Raw genomic sequence first — 22,476 nt, 5'->3', positions numbered from 1 at the left:
CCAACCCCTCGTCCACGGAGGTACGTGCTGTGAGGTCTCGCGTCCGTCGCGCAGCGTTCGGTGTGGTCGCGGCGGCGGCGGTCGCCGTTCTCGCCGCGTGTGGTCCCGTGCAGATGGGTGCCGCAGCGGTCGTCGGCGACCAGCGGATCGCGGCGTCCTCGATCAGCGGCCCGGCCGCCGAGGTCGAGCGCATCGCGCCGGCGTCGAGCGAGCAGGGCAGTGTGCCCGGGGGCATCGTGCTCACCCGGGTCATCGACCTCCTCATCACCGAGCAGGCCAGGCGCGAGGGCATCGACTGGTCCCAGGGCGACATCGACAAGGCGATCGGCAAGGCCACCCAGGACGAGGGTCTGCGACCGGGCCAGGTCTACTCCGTCCCGCTCGTGAGCGGCGTCCAGGTCCAACTGCCGACGAGCGAGGCGCGGCGGTTCGGCCGTGCGCTCTACCTCGAGCAGGCGCTCACCAAGCGGTACGGCAGCGCCGACCCGGAGAAGGGGCAGCGCGAGCTCGCCAAGCGGCTGAGTGCGCTGGCGCGCGAGATCGGCGTGCACGTCAACCCGCGGTACGGCGAGTTCGACTACGCCAAGGTGAGCCTGCAGCTGAACTACGGCGGCCTGTGGGTGCCGGCCAAGCGCCCGGCGCCCTGAGCGGGAGCGGGCGTGGGTGACCTCGTCCTGCTGTCGACGACCCACCGGGTGGCGCCCGGGCTGCTCTCCTGGCCGGCGTGGCAGGCGCTGACCCGTGCGGCGTCCGTCCACGTCGCGGCGCGCGGACACGCGCTAGTGGCCCCGCTCACCGATGCCGGCGTCGGCGTGGAGGTGGCGCCGACCGAGCCGTCGCAGGTACGTGCTGCACGCCTGCTCGCCACGGCGCGCGACGCCGGCGGCACGGTGGTCTGGTGCCTCGCCGACGACGGCGAGCCCGCGCTCGTCCGCGCCGTCGCCGAGCTGGTCACCGCCGACCCGTCGACCGCCCCCGAGGTCGAGCTGCTGCCCGGCTCGTACGACCTGCCGGGTGCCCGGTTCCTCGACCTGGTGGCGGTGCTCGACCGGCTGCGGTCGCCCGGTGGGTGCCCGTGGGACGCCGAGCAGACGCACGCGTCGCTCGTCGCCCATCTGCTCGAGGAGGCGTACGAGCTCGTCGAGGCGATCGAGACCGGCGACCGCGCGGCGTTGCGGGAGGAGCTCGGCGACGTCCTGATGCAGGTCGTGTTCCATGCCCGGCTCGCGGAGGAGCACGGCGACGACCCGTTCGGGATCGACGACGTCGCCGGTGACATCGTCGACAAGCTCGTCCGTCGCCACCCGCACGTCTTCGGCGACGAGCAGGTGTCGTCGGTCGACGAGCTGCACGTGCGCTGGGACGCCCTCAAGACCGCGGAGAAGTCGCGCACGTCCGCCGTCGACGGCGTGCCGCTCGCGCAGCCGGCGCTGGCCCTGGCCGGCAAGCTGCTCGGCCGCACCGAGCGTGCAGGACTCGACCTTCCCGTCGCCGACCCCGTCGCGCTTCCCGCCGTGGACGTCGACGAGGTGGTGGTGGGGGAGCTGCTGCTCTCGGTCGTCGCCTGGGCGAGGCGGCACGACGTCGACCCCGAACAGGCGCTGCGCCGGGCCGCGCGCACGTACGCGGATCGGGTCAGGGCCCACGAACGGACTGACGGCCGGTAGCACCGGCCGGGTGCCTTCGCTAGGCTCCGCCCCCATGGCCGTGATCCGGATGCTGCTCGCCTCCCTGTTCCTCGCCTGCGGCGTCGCGTCGGTCGTGGTGGGCTTCTCTCACGCGACCCGGCCCCTCGGCCTGGCGCCGGGTGGCGATCTCAGCTGCGAGACGCTGCTGGACTCCGGGGGCGCGAGCCAGAAGGGGTGCGCGGAGATCCGGCGCGCCGAGGCGACCGTCGTGGTGGGCGCAGGGGTGGCCGGACTCGCCTGGTTCGCCGCCGCGGGGGCGGTAGCCGTCGCGTTCCGTCGCGACCCGCAGCCCGCGCCGGTCGCGATGCCGATGGCCGGCGGCGCGCCGCCCTACCCGCTGCGCTGAGCGCAGTCGCCGCGCTTTCCTGGTTAGCCTGCGAGCGTGACTGAGACCAATCGCAACGTACGCATCGGGTTCCAACTCCAGCCGCAGCACGCCGACTACGCGACGATCCGTCGCACCGTCGCCGCGGTCGAGGAGTCCGGCGCCGACATCCTGTTCACCTGGGACCACTTCTATCCGCTGCACGGGGAGCCGGACGGTGAGCACTTCGAGTGCTGGTCGATGCTGGCCGCCTGGGCCGAGGCCACCGAGCGGGTCGAGCTCGGCGCCCTGGTCACCTGCAACAGCTACCGCAACCCCGAGCTGCTCGCCGACATGGCGCGCACCGTCGACCACATCTCCGACGGCCGGCTCATCCTGGGCATCGGCGCGGGCTGGTTCCAGCGCGACTACGACGAGTACGGATACGAGTTCGGCACGCCCGGGTACCGGCTGGCCGACCTCGCGTCCGCGCTCCCGCGCATCGAGTCGCGCTGGACGAAGCTCAACCCGGCACCCACCAGGGACATCCCCGTGATGATCGGTGGCGGCGGCGAGAAGAAGACGCTGCGCCTCGTCGCCGAGCACGCCGACATCTGGCACGGCTTCGGCGACCTCGACACCATCGCGCACAAGCACGAGGTCATCGACCGGCACTGCGCCGACGTGGGCCGCGACCCGGTCGAGATCGAGCGGTCGACCAGCGGCAGGGGCGCCCCGGCGGACGTCGCCGACAAGCTGTACGACGCCGGCACCCGCCTGTTCGTCGTCTCCGCCGGAGGCCCCGACTTCGACCTGGGCGCCCTGCGTGACTGGATCGCCTGGCGCGACGACAAGAACGCCTGACCCACCGCACCCGGGGTCCCCAGCGGTGGTCCCGACCCCACTTGGGGTCCCCAGCGGTGGTGCTGGCCCCGGTTGGGGTCCCCGGTTGTGGTGCTGGCCCCGGTTGGGGTCCCCGGTTGTGGTGCTGGCCCCGGTTGGGGTCCCCGGTTGTGGTGCTGGCCCCGGTTGGGGTCCCCGGTTGTGGTGCTGGCCCCGGCCGGGGTCCCCGGTTGTGGTGCTGGCCCCGGCTGGGGTCCCCGGCGGTGGTTGCGTCCGGCGTGCGTCCACCATCGGCGCCGCCGGTCTCGATACGCTCGGGACGCACACGAACGTGCCCATGATCGTGAGGAGTGCAGGTGGCGTCGATCGACGCGGTATACGCCAGGGAGATCCTCGACTCGCGCGGCAACCCGACCGTCGAGGTCGAGGTCGAGCTCGACGACGGCAGCGTCTCGCGCGCCGCCGTGCCGAGCGGAGCGTCCACCGGCCAGTTCGAGGCCGTCGAGCTGCGCGACGGCGAGCACCGCTACGGCGGCAAGGGCGTCTCGCAGGCGGTGCTCGCGGTCATCGACCAGATCGGCCCCGAGATCGTCGGGTACGACGCCGACGAGCAGCGGCTGCTCGACTACGCGCTCATCGACCTCGACGGCACGCCCGACAAGTCCCTCCTCGGAGCCAACGCGCTCCTCGGCGTCTCGCTCGCCGTCGCGCGTGCCGCGGCGGAGTCGGCGGGCCTGCCGCTCTTCCGCTACGTCGGAGGCACCAACGCCCACGTGCTCCCGGTGCCGATGATGAACATCCTCAACGGCGGCGCCCACGCCGACAGCAACGTCGACGTGCAGGAGTTCATGATCGCCCCGGTCGGCGCCGACACGTTCACCGAGGCGGTGCAGTGGGGCGCGGAGACCTACCACGCCCTCAAGTCGGTGCTGAAGGCCAAGGGCCTCGCGACCGGCCTCGGCGACGAGGGCGGATTCGCTCCCGACCTGGACAACAACCGCGCGGCGCTCGAGCTCATCGCGGAGGCCGTGGAGAAGGCGGGCTTCACCCTCGGTGACAAGATCGTGCTCGCGCTCGACGCCGCGGCGACCGAGTTCCACCGTGACGGCGCGTACCAGTTCGAGGGCAAGGCGCGCTCGGCCGACGAGATGATCGCCTACTACACCGAGCTGCTCGACGCCTACCCGATCGTGTCGCTCGAGGACCCGCTGTCCGAGGAGGACTGGGACGGCTGGCGCGCGATGACCTCCGCCCTCGGCCACCGGGTGCAGATCGTCGGCGACGACCTGTTCGTCACCAACCCCGAGCGCCTCGAGCGCGGCATCGAGGAGAGCGCCGCCAACGCGATCCTGGTCAAGGTCAACCAGATCGGCACCCTCACCGAGACCCTCGACGCCGTGTCGCTGGCCACGTCCCACGGCTTCGGGTCGATGATGAGCCACCGCTCGGGCGAGACCGAGGACACCACGATCGCCGACCTCGCGGTCGCCACCAACTGCGGTCAGATCAAGTCCGGCGCTCCGGCTCGCAGCGAGCGCGTGGCGAAGTACAACCAGCTGCTCCGCATCGAGGAGTCGCTCGACGACGCCGCCCGCTACGCCGGCGCCTACATGTTCGACAAGTACCGGGACGCCGCGACGTGAGCGGTCCGGGCGACGGCGGGCGGCGGCCCGGCCGACCACGCGGCAGGTCCACGCAACGCGGGCGCGGCGAGTCGGGCCGTTCGGCGGCGCGCCCCGACGCGCGGCGTCGCACCACTGCGTCGACCCGCATCTCGCTCCCGCACGAGCCGCCCGAGTCAGGCGAGCGCGCGCCGATCGCCCCCGACGTCCGGCGCCGCTTCACCAGCCGCGCGGCCGTGCTCCTCGCGGTGTTCGTCCTGCTGGTCGTCGGCCTCGCCGTGCCGTTCCGCGAGTACGTCGAGCAGCGCGGGCGGATCGCCGAGCTGCAGACGAAGGAGCGCACGCAGGAGCAGAAGATCACCGAGCTCAGGCGCGAGCAGAAGCGGCTGAACGACCCCGCGTACATCGAGCAGCAGGCGCGGGAGCGTCTCCACTACGCCAAGCCGGGCGAGTTCACGTACGTCGTGATCGACCCCGAGCGCTCCGGTGGCGAGGGCGTCCGCAAGCCCGCGCGCGCCGAGGGACCGAGCTGGTCGCAGCGGCTGTGGAGCTCGGTGCGGGTCGCCGACCGTCCGCGTAAGTGACCGTGCACGTGGTCGGGGACGGCGTCGACGCGGACGTGCTCGCGGTGGTCGAGCGGCAGCTCGGCCGGCCGCCGCGGTCGGTCCGTGCCGTCGCACACCGGTGCCCGTGCGGCCAGCCGGATGTCGTCGAGACGAGTCCGCGGCTGTCCGACGGCACCCCGTTCCCGACGCTGTACTACCTGACCTGCCCCCGCGCCAACGCCGCGATCAGCCGGCTCGAGGCCGACGGCGTCATGCGCGAGATGACCGAACGGCTCGCGACCGACGCCGACCTCGCGGCGCGGTACGCCGCCGCGCACGCCGACTACCTGGACCGCCGCGACGCGCTCGACGTCCTCCCGACCAGGGAGACCGCGGGCGGCATGCCGACCCGGGTGAAGTGCCTGCACGCGCTCGCCGCTCACACGCTCGCCGTCGGCCCCGGCGTCAACCCGCTCGGCGACGAGGCCGTGCACCGCGCCGGCGCCTGGTGGGACCGCGGTCCCTGCGTCCCGCTCACCGACGACACCACCACATCCGAGGAGGACTAGTGTCGAAGCGACGCGTCGCCGCCGTCGATTGCGGCACCAACTCGTTGCGACTGCTCGTCGCCGACATCGACCCCGACGCCGGCACGCTGACCGACCTCGACCGCCGCATGGAGATCGTCCGGCTCGGCCAGGGCGTCGATCGCACCGGACGCCTCGCGCCCGAGGCGCTCGAACGTACCCTCGCCGCGTGCCGCCGCTACGGCGAGGTCATCGCCGCACTCGGTGCCACGACCGTCCGGGTGGTCGCGACTAGCGCCACCCGCGACGCCGACAACAGGGCGGAGTTCGTCGCGGGCGTGCGTGCGGTGTTCGGCGTCGATCCCGAGGTCGTCTCCGGTGCCGTCGAGGCCGCGCTGTCGTACGGCGGCGCGACCCGCGAGCTCGCGGCGCGTCCCGACATCGCCGCGCCGTACCTCGTGGTCGACATCGGCGGGGGATCCACCGAGCTCGTCCGCGCGGCGGACGGCCGCGTCGCCGGCGTGTCCGTCGACGTGGGCAGCGTCCGGCTGACCGAGCGGCACTTCGCCGACGACCCGCCGACCGCCGACCAGGTCGCGGCGGCCACTCGCGACATCGACGTCGCCCTGGCGGGCGCGGGGGAGGCGGTCCCGCTCGACGGCGTCGGCACGCTCGTCGGGCTCGCCGGCTCGGTGACGACCATCGGCGCCGTCGCGCTCGGGCTCCCTGCGTACGACCCGGCGCGGGTGCACCACTCCCGGATCTCCGCCGACCGGGTGCACGAGATCACCGCGAACCTGTTCCGCATGAACCACGACGAGCGCTCGGCCATGGGAGCGATCCACCCGGGACGCGTCGACGTGATCGCCGCCGGGTCGCTCGTCCTCGACCGGATCGTCGTCCACACCGGGGCGTCGGAGGTGCTGGTGAGCGAGCACGACATCCTCGACGGCATCGCCTGGTCCCTCGTCGAGTAGCGCGCCGCGGGTGACGGGCCTCCTGCCGGAGTAGGAGGGCCCTCCTCCTTCTGGTCACCGACCCGGTCCTGCCGGACGAGGTCTCCCGTGTCCGGCTCGCAGATGCTGGAACCGACCGCACAGGAGGAGGTTCGGGTGTCTGACGACGAGACGCAGCCAGACGGGCGTACGGACGAGGGGTCGGGAGACGACCGGGAGGACGCCGCCGCGCCGCCGCGCCGGAGCCGGCGCGGGTTCCTCGGCGCCGCCGTGACCGGAGCCGCGGGGTTGGCCGTCGGAGCCGCCGCCGGCGCGGTGGTCGCGACGGACTCGACGCTGCCGCCGACACCACCGACCCAACGCCGACGGTTCGAGGGCAAGGTGGTGCTCGTCACCGGCGCCACGTCGGGCATCGGCCGCGCCGCCGCCAAGGCCTTCGCCGCCGAGGGCGCCAGAGTGGGGTTCTGCGGCCGTCGCACCGACCGGGGCAGGCAGGTCGAGGCGGAGATCAGGCGAGCGGGCGGCGAGGCCACGTACATCCGCGCCGACGTACGGAGGGAGCGCGAGGTCGCCGCGTTCGTCGACGAGGTGGCGGACACCTACGGCGGCCTGCACGTGGCCTTCAACAACGCCGGGGTCTCCGTGGACAAGCCGCTGCACGAGTGCAGCGCGGCGGAGTTCGACCGGATCCTGGAGACCAACCTCAGGGGCACCTTCCTCGCGATGAAGTACGAGATCCCGCACCTGCTCGCCGGAGGCGGCGGGAACATCCTGATCACCTCGTCGGTCAACGCGCTGAACGCCCGGCCGGGACAGTCGGTCTACTCCGCGAGCAAGGCCGGTCAGGCCGGACTGATGCGGTCGGCCGCACTCGACTACGGTCCGGCGGGCATCCAGGTCAACGCCATCATGCCCGGCACGACCAACACCGAGATGGTGCGGCAGCTGTCCGGCACGGCGGAGCTGCCCGACGCCGCGTACCGGGTCGGCATGGCCCGGTGGGCGAGGACACACGTGCCGGGAGCGCAACGCATCGCACAGGCGGAGGAGGTCGCGGCGCTCGCGCTCGCGATGGCCTCGGACGAGTACCCGTTCATGATGGGCTCGCAGGTGGTCATCGACGGCGGGGCGACGGCCTTCTCCACGTGACATCCGCTGGTCGCGGAGACACACCCTAAGGTGGAACCCATGGTCGCGCCCGGTCTCGCACGCGTCTTCGGTGCCAGATACGCACCGGTCCGGCTGGTCGTGCTCCTCGCGCTCGCGGCCGGGTACCTCACCCTGCTGACCGACCACCACGCCGGACCCGGTCCCGCCGACTGGGGAGTCGTGGTGGTGGCGGCGGCACTCGGCGCCGCGGGAAGCGCGTGGCCGCTGCCCGCGGCCGTCGGCCAGGCGGTGCTGCTGGCGTTCGCCGGACCACTCACCGGCGCGGGTCCTTCGGTCCTGCTGGTGAAGGTCACCGCGGCCCTCGCGCTGTTCGAGCTGGCGGCCCGCCGTCCCGGCCGGCAGGCCGCCCTGGGTGTGGTCGCCCTGGCGTGCGGCGTGGTGGCGAGCAAGATCGACCAGCTGCCCGGCGACGTGCTCCCGCTGCTCTACGGCCTCGTCGTCGTGGTGGGCGCACCGCTGCTGCTCGGCGCACAGCTCCGGGCGGCCTGGCGACTCGCCGCGCAGGCGGAGCAGCGAGCGCAGGCGGAGGCACGACGTGCCGACGAGGAGGCGCGGCGGCGCGAGTCCGACGCCCGTGCCGCGCGTGAGGCCGAACGCGTGACGATCGCACGCGAGCTCCACGATCTCGTGGCGCACCACATCGCGTCGATCCTGCTCCGCGTGGGCGTGGCGCGTCAGGTGCTGCCCGACCTCGACCCCGAGGTACGGAAGACGCTCGACGACGTGCACTCCTGTGCGACCACCGTTCTCGGCGACCTCAGGCGCCTGGTGGGCGTCCTGCGCGACCCGGTGACGTCGCACGGCGGGCCGAGCATCCCGCTGATCGAACCGACCGCGCTGACCACGGCTGTGGAGGACGTCGCCGACCGCGGCCGCCAGCTCGGCCTTGTCGTCGACACCTCGATCGACCCCTCGGCCGGACGGCTCGAGGCCGTTCGCGCCCTCACCGTGCTCCGGCTGTGCCAGGAGGGCCTCACCAACGCGGCGAAGCACGGCGGGCGCACCGCCCACGTCAGCCTCTCGATACGGCACGACAGCGACGACACGGTGCGGTTGGCGATCACGAACGACCGCCGCGGAGAACGAGCTGACCTCGCGCCGGACGGGAGCGGCTACGGGCTGGTCGGCATGCGCGAGCGGGTCGAGCTGCTCGGCGGCGAGCTCGACGCCGGCGCCGCCGGGGCGGGCTGGTCGCTGACCGCGGTGCTGCCGGCGTTCCGCGACTCGCAGGCGTCCTCGCCCCTCCCGCCGGAGCCCGCGCCGGAGGCTGCCGCCGGCGAATGCACCGTACCGGCCAGGCCATGATCCGAGTGCTCCTGGTCGACGACCAGCGCCTGGTCAGGGCCGGGTTGCGCATGCTCTGCGAGCCGGCGAAGGACATCAGCGTCGTCGGCGAGGCCGAGGACGGACGCACCGCCGTGCGCCTGGCCGACGAGCTGCAGCCCGACGTCGTCCTGATGGACCTGCAGATGCCCGGCATGGACGGCATCACCGCCACCACACGGATCCTCGCCGCTCGCCCGTCGACCCGGGTGGTGGCGCTGACCACCTTCGACGACGACGACCACCTCTACCCGGCGCTCACCGCCGGTGCCAGCGGGTTCCTCGTCAAGGACATGTCGCCGCACGACCTGCTCGACGCGATACGCAAGGCGGCCGCGGGCGACAGTGCGTTCAGCCATGCGGTCCTTCGCCGGCTCGTCGACCACGCGGTCCGATCCCGCACCCACGCGGTCCCCGAGGCCGAACCGCCTCGGCTCACGGCGCGGGAGCGAGAGGTCCTCGCCCTGGTCGGTGCCGGGCACTCCAACGCCGAGATCGCCGAGCGGCTGCATCTCGGGCTGACCACGGTGAAGACCCACGTCGCCAGCCTGATGACCAAGACGGACTGTGCGAACCGGGTGCGGCTCGCCGTGCTCGCCGTGCGCACCGGCGTGACACCCACCACCTGACCCGGTCAGCGGTGGCGGCACCGTAACGTCCGCATAACGTGTGGTTCCGGGGGCGGCCGGACGTGGGAAGGTGTGCCGGTGAGTTCGCGCACGCCTGTCGCTCGCACCCCCGCCGACGTCGAACGCCTGGCCGCGGTGGCCGGCAGCGTCGCCGAGCTCGACGCGACGCTGTGCTCGTGCCGGGCCTGCCCGCGACTGGTGGAGTGGCGCGAACGCGTGGCGAGCGAGCGCCGCAGGGCGTACGCCGGCGAGACGTACTGGGGCCGGCCGGTGCCCGGTCTCGGCGATCCGGACGCACCCGTGCTCGTCGTGGGCCTGGCTCCCGCGGCGCACGGCGCGAACCGCACCGGTCGGATGTTCACCGGTGACCGCAGTGGGGAGTGGCTGTTCCGGGCGATGCACCGTGCCGGCCTCGCCAACCAGCCGCACGGCACCCACGCCGCCGACGGCCTCCGCCTGCTCGGCGCGCGCATCGTCGCGCCCGTGCACTGCGCGCCGCCGGCCAACAAGCCGACGCCGGAGGAGCGCGACACGTGCGAGCCGTGGCTCGTCCGCGAGCTCGAGCTGAGCAGGCCCACCGTCCGCGCGGTGATCGCGCTGGGGTCGTTCGGCTGGCAGGTCACGTGGCATGCGCTGCGCCGCGCCGGTTACCCGCTGCCCGCGAAGCGCGCGGCGTTCGCCCACGGCGTCGAGGTCGAGGCGCCGGAACGCCGGCTACTGCTCGGTTCCTACCACCCCAGCCAGCAGAACACGTTCACCGGACGCCTGACCGAGCCGATGTTCGATGCCGTGTTCGCCCGCGCCGTCGAGCACGTCGCGGCGACCGGGGAGCGCTGACGGTGTCCTACCGCAACGTCAGCCGGCACGCGCGCGCCACGTTCGCGGCGCTCGTCGTCGCGGCACTGGTCGGTCTCGTGGCGTTCGCCGCGAGCAGCGGATCACCGGTCACCTCGTCGCGGCTGCCGCTCGTGCAGGCGACGGAGACGGCGGCGTCCGTCGCGGTGACGTCACCGCCCGACACGACACCCGCGCTCGTCGGGCCCACGCTGTCGATCGTGATCCTCGTCGTGGCGTGCGTCGCCGTCGGGGCGCCGGTCGTGTACTTCCTGGTGCGGTTCGTCCTGCTGCTGCTCGGCATCCGGCGGAGCACCGACGTCAAGGGCCAGCGGTGGGACGACGAGGAGGTCAGGCTCGACGGCGGCGAGGTGCTCGCGGACCCCGCACGCGCCGAACGCCTGCTCCAGGGCGTCGATGCCGGTCTCGCCGAGCTCGGTGCGACGGACCCGCGGCGCGCGGTCATGGAGTGCTGGGTGCGTCTCGAGCACGCCGCACGCGACCTCGACGTTGCTCGGCGTCCCGAGGAGACCGCGTCGGATCTCGCCGTACGCGTGCTCGCCGCGCACCACGTCCGCCGCGATCCGCTCGACGGTCTGCTCGGGCTGTACCACGAGGCGCGCTACTCGCCGCACGACATCACGGCGGGCGAGGTGGAGGCGGCGCGTTCCGCCCTCGGTGAACTACGCGCCGACCTGCTCGCGATCCGCGCCGGGGCGCGCACATGATGCGTCGCGACGTCCTGGCGGTCATCGGCATGGCCGTGGTGGGCACGGCGATGGTGGCGTTCGCCCATGCCGCGGTCGCGGTACGCGCGGTGTGGCTGCCCGGTGTGTTCGTGCTCTGCGTCGTCGGCGCGCTCGGCTGGCGCGCGATGGCTGCACTCAGACGGCGCACGCCGCCACCGCCGCGACCGGAGGGTGTACCGGCGGTCACGTGGCCGTACAGCGGCGCGTTCAACCGGATCGGCCATCTCAGCGGCATGCTCGACTTCGTGCCCAGCGACGCCCGGCACTTCGAGTACGGCGTCCGCCCCCTGCTCACCGACCTGGCGGACGACCGGCTGCGCCGGTACCACGGCGTCGACCGTCACGACCGCCCCGAGGCGGCCCGACAGATCCTGGGAGAAGAACTGTGGACCCTCGTCACGACGGCGCGGACGACCAGCCCGAGCGCCAAGCAGGTCAGGGACTGGGTCGAGACGATCGAACGGATCCCGCCGGCCAGGACTCCCGGCTCATGACGGTCACGCCGCGGCAGGCGGGCGAGCTCGCCGCGTCGGTCGTCGCCGAGGTCGAGGGCGCGGTCGTCGGCAAGCACGACGCGCTCGAGTCGGTGCTCGCAGGCGTGCTCGCCGGCGGACACGTCCTGCTCGAGGACCTCCCCGGCCTCGGCAAGACGCTCGTCGCGCGGTCGTTCGCCCAGGTGCTCGACCTCGACTTCCGCCGGGTGCAGTTCACGCCCGACCTGCTGCCGGCCGACATCACCGGTGCGTACGTCTATGACCAGAGCGCGTCGCGCTTCGACTTCCGGCCCGGCCCGGTGTTCACCAACCTGCTGCTCGCCGACGAGATCAACCGCACGCCGCCGAAGACGCAGGCCGCGCTGCTCGAGGCGATGCAGGAGCGGCAGGTCAGCGTCGAGGGCACGACGTACCGGATCGAGCCGCCCTTCCACGTGCTCGCGACGTCGAACCCGATCGAGTACGAGGGCACGTACCCATTGCCCGAGGCGCAGCTCGACCGCTTCCTGCTGCGCGTCTCGCTCGGCTACCCGGGCACCGACGACGAGTGGGAGGTGTTGCGCCGGCGGATCTCGCGGCGGCGCGAGGAGCAGCAGCTCGGCACCGTCGTCGACCGGGCGACGCTGCTCGCCATGCAGCAGGCCGTCGAGGACGTCGCGGTCGAGGACACCGTCGGCCGCTACATCGTCGCGCTGGTGGCCGCCACCCGCGAGCACTCGCAGGTGCTCGTCGGCGCCTCGCCGCGCGGTGGCCTGGCGCTGCTCGCCTGCTCGCGCGCGGTGGCGCTCATCGCCGGCCGCGACTACGTGCTCCCCGAGGACGTCAAGCGCGTCGCCATCGCCGCGCTCGCACACCGCATCACCGTGAAGCCGGAGATGTGGCTGCGCCGGGTGACCGCCGAGGACGTCGTCGCCCAGGTCGTCGACCAGGTGCCGGCGCCGACGACCGCCAGGGTGCCGACGTACGGAGCCGACTGGGGCGACGACGGGTGAGCCGGCGGCGGCGCTGGGGCAGGCACGACCCGGACGAGTGGCCCGCGGGCGCGGCACCGACCTGGTCGTTCCGGCGTGCCGCGGGCATCGCGATGATCTGCGTCGTCGCGGGCCTGGCGCTCGGCCGCGCCGACGTGGTCGCGATCGGGCTGCCGTTCGCGCTGTACGCCGCGGTCGCCTGGGGACGCGCGGCTGTCCCGCGGCTGCGTACGTCGTTGCGCACCAGCCGCGACCGGCTGTTCGAGGGCGAGACGACGACGGCGAGCGTCGACCTGTCGTCCGACGTCGACCTCGACGCCGTCGTGGTGACGTTCGACCTGCCGTACGCCCTGACGCCCGTCGACCCGCGGCCGCGGATCGTGGCCGTGCGGGCCGGCGTCCCGCGCACGGTCGACGTCGAGCTGCAGGCGGCGCGGTGGGGGCGCTGGCCGCTTGGCCCGGTGCGCGTCACGCCGTTCGGGCCGCACCTGGGGAGTGGCACCGCGCCGCGGGAGCTGCCGGCCGCGACGGTCGCCGTGCTCAGCACCGGCGACGCCTTCCGCGCGGCCGACCTCACGCCGCAGGCGCTGGCGACGTCCGGCGCGCACAGGTCGCGGCGACGCGGGGAGGGCCTGGAGTTCCACGGCGTGCGGCCGTTCGCGTACGGCGACCGGCTGCGGCGGATCAACTGGCGGGTGAGCGCGCGGCACGGCGACCTGTACGTCAACGAGACGGTCACCGACCGGATGGCCGAGGTCGTCGTGCTCGTCGACTCCGCGTACGACGCGGGCCGCACCGGCGGCTACTTCGGCCGGGCCAGCAGCCTCGACGTCTCGGTGCGCGCGGCGGGCGCGATCGCCACCCACTACCTGTACACGGGCGACTCGGTGTCGCTCGTGGAGTTCGGCGGACGCATCCGCGACCTGTCGGGCCTGCACGGGCGGGGGGCGGTGACGCGCGCGCTCGACTGGCTGCTCGACGTCACGCCGGGCACGCTCGGCTGGGACGTCCAGGCCCGCAGGATCGGCGCGCAGCTGCTGCCCGCCCGCGCGCTCGCGGTGGTGCTCAGCCCGCTGCTCGGGGACCGGTGCGTGGAGCTGCTCGCCGACCTGCGGCAGCGCGGCCAGGCGATCGTCGTCGTCGACACGCTGCCGCGCGACGGCCTGCCGGCGCCGACGAGGTTCACCGAGGAGATCGCCCACCGGATCTGGTGGATGGAGCGCGACCGCACGATCGCGATGCTCGGCGAGGTCGGCGTCCCCGTCGTCGCCTGGTCGGGCTCGGGCAGCATCGACCCCGTCCTGCGCGACGTCGTCCGCGTCTCCCGCGCACCGCGGCTGGTCCTGCGGTGACGGCGGCCCTTGTCGCGCGGACCGGTACGGGGGTCTCGCTGCTGATCCGGCTGCTGCACCTGGCGCTCGCGGCGGCGACCGGCTCGTACGTCGCGGCGGCGGCGCCCAGCGGCCTGCCGCTGTGGGGCTTCACCGTCGTCGCGGTCATCGGGGCGACGGCCACCGTGTTCGACTCCGCCGGCGCCTGGTCGACGGGCACCGTCGGCACGCTCGTCCTGCAGTACGTGGTCGGCGCGCTCAGCTCCCGTTCGTCGGCGCCCGGGGTGTGGGTGCTCTACGCCCTCGTCGTCGGCGTCTACCTCGTGCACGCGACCGCCGCGCTCGCCGCCTCGCTGCCCGCCCGCGCCCGCGTCGAACCGGCCGTGTTCGTCCGCTGGCTGCTGCACACCGGGGGCATCTGCCTGGCCACGCTGCCGGTCGTCCTCGCGCTCGGCCTGCTCCGTCCCGGCCAGGGCCACGCCGCCTGGCTCGCCCTCGGCGTCGCCGCCGCCGCGGTCCTGGTTCTCCTCCCCACCCTCACCTTCCGCCGCCGCACCTGACCGAGCGGCGGCAGGACCCCGTCCATGTTCACTGGGCGCGTCCTGTCGAAAGGTCCTCGGTGACCGTTTTGCGAGCGGACGCGCCCAGTGAAGTGGGTGGTCTGACCGGACGCGCCCAGTGAAGTGGACCGGGGTGCCGGCGCGGTGGTGAACGGGCGCCGGGGTGTGACGGGGCAGACGCGGTTCTCGCGGTTCGGGCGCCGTACGCGGGGTAGCGTCGAGGTATGAGCGCATCGCGACCGCACATCCTCGTCATCGGTGGTGGGTACGTCGGGCTCTACACGGCGTACGGACTCCAGCGCCGGCTGCGTCCGGGGCAGGCGCAGGTCACCCTCGTGTCACCCGAGTCGTACATGACCTACCAGCCGTTCCTGCCCGAGGCGGCCGCCGGCAACCTCGAGCCGCGACACGTCGTCGCGCCGCTGCGGCAGATACTGCCGCGCGTCCGCATCATCAACGCCGAGCTGACCGGGCTGCAGCACGCGCGCCGCACCGCCACCATCCGCGCGGTGTCCGGCGAGGAACGTGAGATCGGCTACGACGTCGTCGTGCTCGCGCTCGGCTCGGTGGCCAGGACGCTGCCGATCCCCGGGCTCGCCGAGCAGGGCATCGGGTTCCGCAACGTCGGCGAGGCCATCTACCTGCGCAACCATGTGCTCAGCCGGCTCGACCTCGCGGTGTCGACCGACGACCCGAAGCGGCGCCGCCGGGCGCTCGACTTCGTGTTCGTCGGCGGCGGCTACGCGGGCGTCGAGGCGCTCGCGGAGCTGGAGGACATGGCCCGCGACGCCTGCCGGTACTACCCCGGGCTCGACCCCGCCGAGATGCGCTGGGTGCTCGTCGAGGCGGCCGACCGGATCATGCCCGAGGTCGACCTCGACATGGCCAACTACACCGTCGACCGCCTCGAGGACCGCGGCATCGAGGTGAAGCTGAACACCAAGCTCGAGTCGTGCGTCGACGGCCACATCTCGCTGACCGACGGCTCGACCTTCGAGGCCGACACCCTGGTGTGGACCGCGGGCGTCAAGCCGCACCCCGTGCTCGCCGCGACCGACCTGCCGCGCGACGAGAAGGGCCGGCTGCGTTGCGGCGCCGACCTCAGGGTCGTCGACAGCGACGACGCATGGGCGGCGGGCGACTGCGCGGCCATCCCGGACCTCACCCGCCCCGGCCAGCTCTGCGCCCCGAGCGCGCAGCACGCCGTCCGCCAGGCCAAGCTCCTCGCGAGCAACGTCGTCGCCGCGATCCGCGGCAGGCAGCCGGCCGAGTACTGCCACAGGCACCTCGGCTCGGTCGCGAGCCTCGGCCTGCACAAGGGTGTCGCCCAGGTCGCCGGCGTCAAGCTGCGTGGCTGGCCCGCCTGGCTGATGCACCGCACCTACCACGTGTCGCGGATGCCGACCTTCAACCGCAAGGTACGCGTCGTCGGCGACTGGACGTTCGCGCTGTTCTTCCGGCGCGAGAGCGTCTCTCTCGGCCAGCTGCACCGGCCGCGGCAGGAGTTCGAGCTGGCGACGAGGACGGGAGCGCAGCCCGAGCCCCAGCACCGCTAGCGGGCGTCAGTACGTCACGTGCTTGCCGCCGTCGAGGATCAGCGCCTCGCCGGTGACGAGGTCCATCCCGAGCAGGCCGAGCACGGCCTGCGCCACGTGCTCGGGATCCGCGGTCTGCCGCAGCGGCACCGAGCGGCGCTCGCGGGCGGCGCGTTCGGCGAACGCTTCCGCACCGTGCAGGTCGGTCTGCCAGCGCGTCGCGACGGTGCCGGGCGCGACGGCGTTGACCCGCACGTCGGGGGCGAGCGCCACGGCCAGGTTGCGGGTGAGCTGCAGGAGCGCGGCCTTGCTGACGCCGTACGCGATCGACGAGCCGCCGGCCCGGTAGCCGGAGATCGACGCGATGTTGACCACGCCACCCCGGGCCTCGCGCAGCGCCGGTGCGAACGCGCGCACGCAGCGGAACGCGCCCAGCAGGTTCACGTCGAGGACGCGGTGGAACGCCTCGTCGGTGAGCGCGTCGAGGTCCTCGTGCGGGACGGCGACGGTCGCGCCGGCGTTGTTCACCAGCACGTCGAGCCGGCCGAACCGGTCGAGGACGCGGGCGGCCATCGCGCGTACCTGGCCGTCGTCGGCGATGTCGACCTGCTCGGCGATCGCGGTCGCGCCGAGGTCGGCGAGCTCCGTCGCGGTGTCCTCGGCCTCGGCGCGCGAACGCGAGTACGTCACCACGACGCCGGCCGCGTCGGCCTCCGCGAGCGCCGTCGCGACCGCGCGCCCGATGCCGGTCGCGCCGCCGGTCACGACGGCCACCGTGTTCTTCAACCGCACCGGCTCACCCGCCGCTCACGGCGGTACCGCTCGCCGTCGGCGTGCCGGTCGGCTCGGTGATGTCGTACGCGGTGATGTCGACGTCACGCGTCTCGCGGGAGAACATGAACGCGACGAACGAGACGGCCGCGGCGACGACCAACACCACGGGGACGAGCCACGGGCCGCCGAGCTGCAGCAGCGCGGTCGCGATCAGCGGGGAGAAGCCGGCGACCGCTGCGCCGAGCTCGCGGGACGCCGCGAAGCCGGTGTAGCGCACCCGCGCGCCGAACAGCTCGGCGTAGAACGCCGGCTGCACCGCGATCATCGGCGCCCAGCCGACCACCGCGGCGATGACGAGCGCCAGCCAGATCAGCACGGGCTCCGCGGTGTTGACGAGCATGAAGAACGGGTACGCGAAAAGGCCGGTGAACACGACGCTGAAGATGTTGATCGGCCGCCGGCCGATGCGGTCCGACAGCGCACCGAACACCGGTTGCAGCGAGATCACGAAGACGTCGAAGATGATGATCCCGGTGAGCGTGACCCAGCTGGGCAGGCCGAGCTCGTTGGTGACGTACGCGACCGAGAACGTCGCGTACAGGTAGATCGCCGCGGTGTCGCAGACATGCGCGCCCACGCCGACCAGGAAGCTGCGCGGGTACCTCTTCAGCGCGTCGCGGATCGGCAGCTTCACGACGCGGCGGGTTTTCACCATCGCCTCGAACACCGGCGACTCGTCGACCCGCAGCCGCACGTACACGGAGACGGCGATGAGGACGAAGCTGACCAGGAACGGGATCCGCCACGCACCCGCGAGCACCGTCTCCTCGGGCAGCAGCCCGACGAGCAGGAACGCCAGGGTCCCCATCACCAGGCCGATCTGCACGCCGAGCTGGGCGAACGACGCGAAGAAGCCGCGGCGTCGCTGGGGCGCGTGCTCGCTGAGCAGGGTGGACGCGCCGCCGAACTCGGCGCCCGCGCCGAGTCCCTGGCAGATGCGCAGCAGTGTCAGCAGCACCGGCGCGACCACGCCGATGCTGGCGTACGTCGGCAGCAGCCCGATGATGCCCGTCGACAGACCCATCACGAGCGTCGTGATGACGAGCGTGGAACGCCGCCCGATCCGGTCGCCCAGGTGGCCGAAGAGGAGCCCGCCGACGGGACGGAAGACGAAGCCGACGCCGAACGTCGCGAAGCCGAGGAGCACGCCGATGGCGGGATCGCTCGACGGGAAGAACAGCTTGCCGAAGACGAGCGCCGAGGCGGTGCCGTAGATGAAGAAGTCGTACCACTCCAGGGCGGTGCCGACCACCGCGGCGGCGACGACGCGGCGGAGTCGTCGTGGTCGTGCGGGGACCGCGTCCCCGTGGGCCGGTGCTGTCATGGTGGTGGACCTCCTCGTCCAGCCGGGACGGCGACGGACCTGCTAGGTGGCGGCGGGTGGGAGCAGGCGCCGGAGCTCACGCCAACCCGCCTCCGTCATCGGGATTCCGTGCTCCGTACGTTCTCTACGGACGCGTTCCTCGCGCTCGCCGGGGACGAGCACCTCGTCGTGACCGGCGGCGAGCGGCGTCGTCGTCAGCTCGCGGCAGAACTGCTCGACCTCCGCGCGGAAGCGGTCGAGCGGGGTGAACCTCGCGATGTCGACGGCGACGACGACCGTGCCGAAGCCGCCGTCGTAGCCGGGTCTGCTGCTGATGCCCGCGCCGGACAGGAGCCCGCCGACGATCTCGATGATCACGCTCAGGGCGTACCCCTTGTGGCCGCCGAACGGCAGGAGTGCGCCACCGGCGTAGAACGCCTCGGGGTCGTCGGACGGGTTGCCGCTCGGGTCGAGCAGCAGCCCAGGGGACACGCGGTCGCCGTGGGTGCGCGCCTCGGCGAGCTTGCCCTCGGCGGTGGCGGCGGTCGCCCAGTCCATGACGACGGCGCCTCCCGCCTCCCGCGGGACGGCCCAGGCCATCGGGTTGGTGCCCAGCCTGCGCTCCCTGCCGCCGTACGGCGCCACGGCCGGGTCGGCGTTGCCCAGGGTGAGCGCGACCAGCCCGTCGGCGGCGAGGTCCGCGACGTACTCGCCGAGTCGGCCGACGTGGTTGCACCGGCGGATCACGGCGGTGGCGACGCCGTGCCGGTGCGCGCGCTCGCGCACCTCGCGGACGGCCAGCCGCGCCGACAGCTGGCCGAAGGCGTGCTTGCCGTCGATCGTGGCGGTCGCGCCGCCGGACTCCGCGACGTCGGACTCCACCACCTCGGGCCGGGCGGCCGGCGCGATGCGTCCCGCCGCGACGGCCTCGAGGTACGAGGGGAGCCGCCGGACGCCGTGCGAGTCGTGCCCGAGCAGGTTGGACTCCACGAGCGAGCACGCGACCGCGTTCGCGGTGTCGCCCGGCGCACCGGCGCCGGCGAGCACCGCGGTGGCGAGCTCGGTCAGCCGTGCCGCGGACACAACTCTGGTGTCGAGGTCACCGGCCATCGTGTTCCGTCCGACGGAAACGCGTTCCGCACATGCCACGGATGGTGCCACCACCGGGGGCGGACGGGAAGGGGTACTACGCTGCGCGACCGCGAGCTCAGACCGGCGCGCCGAGGGCGCGGGAGATCTCCCGCGCCGTCGCGGCGACGAGCCTGCCGTGCCGCTCCGCGGCCTCGACGGACATGTGGTGGACCAGCGCCGCGGCGCTGACGGCACCGACGCACCGGCCGGTGTGGTCGACCACCGGGGCGCCGACGGCGCACACGCCCGCCTCGTTCTCCTCGTGGTCCTCGGCGTAGCCGCGGTCGCTCGTGCGGCGCAGCTCGGCGAGCAGGTCGTCGACGTCCGTCACGGTGTTCGCGGTGCGGCCCGGCATCCCGGCACGGGACAGCAGCTGGCGCGCCTCGGGCTCGGGCAGCGAGGCGAGGATCGACTTGCCGATCGAGGTGCTGTGCAGCGGGAGCCCCATGCCCACCCGGGAGGCGAGGTGGTACGGCTTCGCGCCCTCCAGCTTGTCCACGTACACGGCCTCGTCGCCGGCGAGCAACGCCAGGTGGACCGTCCAGCCGGTGCGCTCCTGCAGATCGCGCAGCAGCGGGCGGAGCAGGACGGGGAGGTCGAGGCGCTGCAGGAAGCGCCCGGCGACGGCGAGCATGCGCGGCCCACCGAGGTAGTCGCCGTCGCCGCTGGGTCGCGCGTAGCCGCGCTGGACGAGCGTCTGCAGGATGCGGTGCACGGTGGGCTTGGGCAGGCCGGTGGCGTGGGCGATGTCGGTGATCCTGGCGTGCTCGCTCAGCGCCTCGAGGACGGCGAGCGTCTTGTCCGACGCGGTCTGCGGTGCCCGGCTCGCCATCCGATCAATCTAACCCCCGCCTATCCTCGCGGTATGACCCAGTCCGACCCACGCATCCTGTCCGTCAACGCCGGCCGCGCCGTTCCCACCGCGCACTCCGACGTCGGCGTCACCGGCATCGACAAGCGACCGGTCGACGGTCCCGTGCTCGTGACGGCCCCGGGTCCGGGGAAGGGCGCGAGCGGGCTGGCAGGGGACAGCATCTGCGACTACCGGCACCACGGCGGTGACGACCAGGCCGTGTACGCGTACGCGCGCGAGGACCTCGACCTCTGGCAGGCCGAGCTCGGCCGCCCGCTGCGTGACGGCGCGTTCGGTGAGAACCTCACGACGGCCGGGCTCGACCTCACCGGCGCCGTCATCGGAGAACGGTGGCACGTCGGCGACACGCTCCTCGAGGTCTGCCACGTCCGCATCCCGTGCCGGACGTTCGCGGGCTGGCTCGACGAGCGCCGCTGGGTGCGGCGGTTCACCGAGCGTGGGCTGTCGGGCGCGTACCTCAGGGTCGTACGACCGGGCACGGTCAGCGCGGGCGCGCCCGTCGAGGTCGTGACGCGGCCCGGGCACGGCGTGACCGTCGCCGTGGTCTTCCGCGCGCTCACCACCGAGCCCGAGCTGCTGCCGCGGCTGCTGGAGGCCGGCGCCCTCGCCGCGACCGCGCGGGACCGCGCCTTGCGCCGGGCGCACGCTGACGACACCGGAACGCGCGGCGATCGTTAAGGTTCGTGGACGTGGACTCCGAGGTCGTACCGGTAGGGCGCCGACGCACGTTCGCCCGCAGGGCGAGAGGCGCCCTCAACATCCTGCGCGGCAACGCGCCGCCGCCGATGATCGTCGCGTCGCGCTACCGCGACACCGAGGTCGACGACCTCGTCGCCCACGACGTCATCGACCTCACCATGCGCATCGGCGAGGCGCTCCTGTCGTCGGGCTCGCCCGTCGCCGGGGTGACCTCGACCATGTTGCGCATCGCGGCGGCGTACGGCCTCACGTCCTGCCAGGTCGACATCACGTTCACGTCCATCACGGTCTCGGTCGTCCGCGACGACGGCGAGCCGGTGACCGGGATGCGCATCGTGAACGTCAGGAGCGCCGACTACTCGCGGCTCGAGGCGCTCTACCTGCTCGCGGACGACGCCGCCGACGGGCTGCCGCTCGACCAGGCGCTTGCCCGTCTCGACGACATCGTCCGCGCGCCGCACCCGTACCGGCGATGGCTCGTCACGTGCGGTCTCGCGGGGATGGCGGCCGGCATCGCGCTGCTGATGAACGGCACGCTCATCGTTGCCCTGCTGGCAGGCGTGGTGACCGCGGGTATCGACCGGCTGATGCGGCAGCTCAACAAGTGGGGGCTGCCGTCGTTCTTCCAGCACGCCGCCGGCGCGGCCTTCGCGACGGCCGTCGCGCTGGTCATCACCATGCTGCTGCCGTACCTGCCGCTCGACGCGAACGACCTGCGACCCTCGCTCGTGGTCAGTACCGGGATCATGGTCCTGCTCGCCGGCCTCGGACTCGTCGGCGCCGTCCAGGACGCGATCTCCGGGCACTACCTCACGGCCGCGGCGCGCAACTTCGAGGTCGTCCTGCAGACCGTGGCGATCGTCATCGGCGTCGGCGCGGTGCTCGACATCGCCAGGCGCGCGGAGCTGGACCTGTCGGTCATCGAGCAGTCCACGACCGTCGTGCCGCCGTACGCCCTGGTGCCCGTCGCCGCGCTCGTAGCCGGCACCTGGGCGCTGTCGTCGTACGCGCGCTGGCGGGCGACCGTCGTGGCCGCGTGCGGCGGTGGCGCCGCGTTCGGCATCTTCATCGTGGCACGGGAGCTCGGCGTCGGACCGTCCGTGGCCAGCGGCCTCGCCGCGCTGCTCGTCGGTGTCGTCGCCGACGTGTCAGGCGCCCGGCTCAAGGTGCCCACGCTCGTCATCGCGACGTCTGGCGTGGTGCCGCTGCTGCCCGGCCTCGCGGTCTACCAGTCGCTGTTCGTCCTGGTGAACGAGTCCGTCGTCGGCGGCCTAGCCTTGTTCCTCGGCGCGGCCACCACCGGCCTCGCCCTCGCCGCGGGCGTCGCGCTCGGCTCGTTCCTCGCCCATCCGCTCCGGCAGGAGGTCGACCGGTGGGATCGCCGCGTCCGGCGCTGGTCGCAGGGCAATCGGGACTAGATGAATGATTCCGTGAAGCTGCTGGTCAGTGGTCGTAGGCGGTGAGTGATCGTTTGCTGGTGACGCCGGTGGTCCAGTTGTGCCAGATCCCGGCGGCCATGGCCAGCAGGCGTTGGGCGACTCGGGTGAATACCCC

At 73.3% G+C, this 22,476-nt stretch carries 25 protein-coding genes; 20 read left to right on the top strand and 5 right to left on the bottom strand.

Annotated features, from left to right (window positions below; genetic code table 11):
• Positions 1 to 29: 29 nt before the first annotated feature.
• The 18 genes from GEV10_18680 (at position 30) to GEV10_18595 (ending at position 16,102) form a co-directional block, all read left to right on the top strand.
• On the top strand, positions 30 to 647 hold the full coding sequence (locus GEV10_18680; GenBank protein ID MQA80474.1) for a hypothetical protein: 618 nt from the start codon (positions 30 to 32) through the stop codon (positions 645 to 647).
• Between the two features lie 12 nt (positions 648 to 659).
• The gene (locus tag GEV10_18675; GenBank protein MQA80473.1) at positions 660 to 1,667 is read left to right on the top strand and encodes a MazG family protein; all 1,008 of its coding nucleotides are present in this window, start codon (positions 660 to 662) and stop codon (positions 1,665 to 1,667) included.
• A gap of 34 nt (positions 1,668 to 1,701) precedes the next feature.
• Complete coding sequence (locus GEV10_18670; GenBank protein MQA80472.1) at positions 1,702 to 2,034, top strand: hypothetical protein; 333 nt, start codon at positions 1,702 to 1,704, stop codon at positions 2,032 to 2,034.
• Between the two features lie 63 nt (positions 2,035 to 2,097).
• Positions 2,098 to 2,856, top strand: a complete 759-nt coding sequence (locus GEV10_18665; protein ID MQA80471.1) for an LLM class F420-dependent oxidoreductase — start codon at positions 2,098 to 2,100, stop codon at positions 2,854 to 2,856.
• Between the two features lie 335 nt (positions 2,857 to 3,191).
• A complete protein-coding gene (locus GEV10_18660) occupies positions 3,192 to 4,478 on the top strand; it encodes a phosphopyruvate hydratase (protein ID MQA80470.1) in 1,287 nt (428 codons plus the stop codon).
• Complete coding sequence (locus GEV10_18655) at positions 4,475 to 5,041, top strand: septum formation initiator family protein (GenBank protein MQA80469.1); 567 nt, start codon at positions 4,475 to 4,477, stop codon at positions 5,039 to 5,041. The genes GEV10_18660 and GEV10_18655 overlap by 4 nt, the downstream gene beginning before the upstream one ends.
• Positions 5,038 to 5,571: a DUF501 domain-containing protein gene (locus GEV10_18650; GenBank protein ID MQA80468.1), complete on the top strand. Its 534-nt coding sequence runs from the start codon at positions 5,038 to 5,040 to the stop codon at positions 5,569 to 5,571. Before GEV10_18655 ends, GEV10_18650 begins: the two co-directional genes overlap by 4 nt.
• Positions 5,571 to 6,506, top strand: coding sequence for an exopolyphosphatase (locus GEV10_18645; protein ID MQA80467.1), 936 nt, complete (start codon positions 5,571 to 5,573; stop codon positions 6,504 to 6,506). Before GEV10_18650 ends, GEV10_18645 begins: the two co-directional genes overlap by 1 nt.
• A gap of 102 nt (positions 6,507 to 6,608) precedes the next feature.
• Positions 6,609 to 7,634 (top strand): SDR family oxidoreductase, encoded by a 1,026-nt coding sequence (locus GEV10_18640; protein MQA80466.1) that lies wholly within the window; start codon positions 6,609 to 6,611, stop codon positions 7,632 to 7,634.
• Positions 7,635 to 7,673: 39 nt separating this feature from the next.
• Positions 7,674 to 8,960, top strand: coding sequence for a two-component sensor histidine kinase (locus GEV10_18635; GenBank protein MQA80465.1), 1,287 nt, complete (start codon positions 7,674 to 7,676; stop codon positions 8,958 to 8,960).
• Complete coding sequence (locus tag GEV10_18630; protein ID MQA80464.1) at positions 8,957 to 9,607, top strand: response regulator; 651 nt, start codon at positions 8,957 to 8,959, stop codon at positions 9,605 to 9,607. The genes GEV10_18635 and GEV10_18630 overlap by 4 nt, the downstream gene beginning before the upstream one ends.
• A 33-nt stretch (positions 9,608 to 9,640) precedes the next feature.
• A complete protein-coding gene (locus GEV10_18625; protein ID MQA80463.1) occupies positions 9,641 to 10,444 on the top strand; it encodes a uracil-DNA glycosylase in 804 nt (267 codons plus the stop codon).
• A gap of 2 nt (positions 10,445 to 10,446) precedes the next feature.
• Positions 10,447 to 11,169, top strand: a complete 723-nt coding sequence (locus GEV10_18620) for a DUF4129 domain-containing protein (protein MQA80462.1) — start codon at positions 10,447 to 10,449, stop codon at positions 11,167 to 11,169.
• Positions 11,166 to 11,684: a hypothetical protein gene (locus tag GEV10_18615; protein MQA80461.1), complete on the top strand. Its 519-nt coding sequence runs from the start codon at positions 11,166 to 11,168 to the stop codon at positions 11,682 to 11,684. Before GEV10_18620 ends, GEV10_18615 begins: the two co-directional genes overlap by 4 nt.
• Positions 11,681 to 12,676 carry an AAA domain-containing protein gene (locus GEV10_18610; GenBank protein MQA80460.1) on the top strand — a complete coding sequence of 332 codons (996 nt, stop codon included), beginning with the start codon at positions 11,681 to 11,683 and terminating at the stop codon, positions 12,674 to 12,676. The genes GEV10_18615 and GEV10_18610 overlap by 4 nt, the downstream gene beginning before the upstream one ends.
• On the top strand, positions 12,673 to 14,007 hold the full coding sequence (locus GEV10_18605) for a DUF58 domain-containing protein (protein ID MQA80459.1): 1,335 nt from the start codon (positions 12,673 to 12,675) through the stop codon (positions 14,005 to 14,007). Before GEV10_18610 ends, GEV10_18605 begins: the two co-directional genes overlap by 4 nt.
• A complete protein-coding gene (locus GEV10_18600) occupies positions 14,004 to 14,546 on the top strand; it encodes a hypothetical protein (protein ID MQA80458.1) in 543 nt (180 codons plus the stop codon). The genes GEV10_18605 and GEV10_18600 overlap by 4 nt, the downstream gene beginning before the upstream one ends.
• A 224-nt stretch (positions 14,547 to 14,770) precedes the next feature.
• On the top strand, positions 14,771 to 16,102 hold the full coding sequence (locus tag GEV10_18595) for an NAD(P)/FAD-dependent oxidoreductase (GenBank protein MQA80457.1): 1,332 nt from the start codon (positions 14,771 to 14,773) through the stop codon (positions 16,100 to 16,102).
• A gap of 6 nt (positions 16,103 to 16,108) precedes the next feature.
• On the opposite strand, the gene GEV10_18590 is transcribed toward GEV10_18595, so the two are convergent.
• The 4 genes from GEV10_18590 to GEV10_18575 form a co-directional block, all read right to left on the bottom strand.
• Positions 16,109 to 16,873, bottom strand: a complete 765-nt coding sequence (locus GEV10_18590) for an SDR family oxidoreductase (protein MQA80456.1) — start codon at positions 16,871 to 16,873, stop codon at positions 16,109 to 16,111.
• 4 nt (positions 16,874 to 16,877) lie between these two features.
• On the bottom strand, positions 16,878 to 18,239 hold the full coding sequence (locus tag GEV10_18585; protein MQA80455.1) for an MFS transporter: 1,362 nt from the start codon (positions 18,237 to 18,239) through the stop codon (positions 16,878 to 16,880).
• A gap of 42 nt (positions 18,240 to 18,281) precedes the next feature.
• Positions 18,282 to 19,328 carry an Ldh family oxidoreductase gene (locus GEV10_18580; protein ID MQA80454.1) on the bottom strand — a complete coding sequence of 349 codons (1,047 nt, stop codon included), beginning with the start codon at positions 19,326 to 19,328 and terminating at the stop codon, positions 18,282 to 18,284.
• A gap of 97 nt (positions 19,329 to 19,425) precedes the next feature.
• Positions 19,426 to 20,181 carry a helix-turn-helix domain-containing protein gene (locus tag GEV10_18575; GenBank protein ID MQA80453.1) on the bottom strand — a complete coding sequence of 252 codons (756 nt, stop codon included), beginning with the start codon at positions 20,179 to 20,181 and terminating at the stop codon, positions 19,426 to 19,428.
• A gap of 33 nt (positions 20,182 to 20,214) precedes the next feature.
• Here GEV10_18575 and GEV10_18570 point away from each other — a divergent pair, with 33 nt between their 5' ends.
• Both GEV10_18570 and GEV10_18565 read left to right on the top strand, forming a co-directional pair.
• Positions 20,215 to 20,901 (top strand): MOSC domain-containing protein, encoded by a 687-nt coding sequence (locus tag GEV10_18570; protein ID MQA80452.1) that lies wholly within the window; start codon positions 20,215 to 20,217, stop codon positions 20,899 to 20,901.
• A 107-nt stretch (positions 20,902 to 21,008) separates the two neighbouring features.
• A complete protein-coding gene (locus tag GEV10_18565; protein MQA80451.1) occupies positions 21,009 to 22,340 on the top strand; it encodes a threonine/serine exporter family protein in 1,332 nt (443 codons plus the stop codon).
• Between the two features lie 25 nt (positions 22,341 to 22,365).
• Here the strand turns inward: GEV10_18565 and GEV10_18560 are convergent.
• Positions 22,366 to 22,476: IS982 family transposase (locus tag GEV10_18560; protein ID MQA80450.1), on the bottom strand; the 111-nt coding region annotated here is incomplete at its 5' end.

The sequence above is a fragment of the Streptosporangiales bacterium genome, from assembly GCA_009379955.1.
Classification (GTDB): Bacteria; Actinomycetota; Actinomycetes; order Streptosporangiales; family WHST01; genus WHST01.
This window is presented reverse-complemented; position numbering and strand designations above follow the sequence as displayed.

What these genes read in the sequence shown, in the direction of transcription:
- GEV10_18670 (MQA80472.1), top strand. Translation starts at nt 1,702, where the DNA reads ATGGCCGTGATCCGGATGCTGCTCGCCTCCCTGTTCCTCGCCTGCGGC.
- GEV10_18640 (MQA80466.1), top strand. Translation starts at nt 6,609, where the DNA reads ATGCTGGAACCGACCGCACAGGAGGAGGTTCGGGTGTCTGACGACGAG.
- GEV10_18635 (MQA80465.1), top strand. Translation starts at nt 7,674, where the DNA reads ATGGTCGCGCCCGGTCTCGCACGCGTCTTCGGTGCCAGATACGCACCG.
- GEV10_18630 (MQA80464.1), top strand. Translation starts at nt 8,957, where the DNA reads ATGATCCGAGTGCTCCTGGTCGACGACCAGCGCCTGGTCAGGGCCGGG.
- GEV10_18615 (MQA80461.1), top strand. Translation starts at nt 11,166, where the DNA reads ATGATGCGTCGCGACGTCCTGGCGGTCATCGGCATGGCCGTGGTGGGC.
- GEV10_18610 (MQA80460.1), top strand. Translation starts at nt 11,681, where the DNA reads ATGACGGTCACGCCGCGGCAGGCGGGCGAGCTCGCCGCGTCGGTCGTC.
- GEV10_18595 (MQA80457.1), top strand. Translation starts at nt 14,771, where the DNA reads ATGAGCGCATCGCGACCGCACATCCTCGTCATCGGTGGTGGGTACGTC.
- GEV10_18585 (MQA80455.1), bottom strand. Translation starts at nt 18,239, where the DNA reads ATGACAGCACCGGCCCACGGGGACGCGGTCCCCGCACGACCACGACGA.
- GEV10_18580 (MQA80454.1), bottom strand. Translation starts at nt 19,328, where the DNA reads ATGGCCGGTGACCTCGACACCAGAGTTGTGTCCGCGGCACGGCTGACC.
- GEV10_18575 (MQA80453.1), bottom strand. Translation starts at nt 20,181, where the DNA reads ATGGCGAGCCGGGCACCGCAGACCGCGTCGGACAAGACGCTCGCCGTC.
- GEV10_18570 (MQA80452.1), top strand. Translation starts at nt 20,215, where the DNA reads ATGACCCAGTCCGACCCACGCATCCTGTCCGTCAACGCCGGCCGCGCC.
- GEV10_18565 (MQA80451.1), top strand. Translation starts at nt 21,009, where the DNA reads ATGATCGTCGCGTCGCGCTACCGCGACACCGAGGTCGACGACCTCGTC.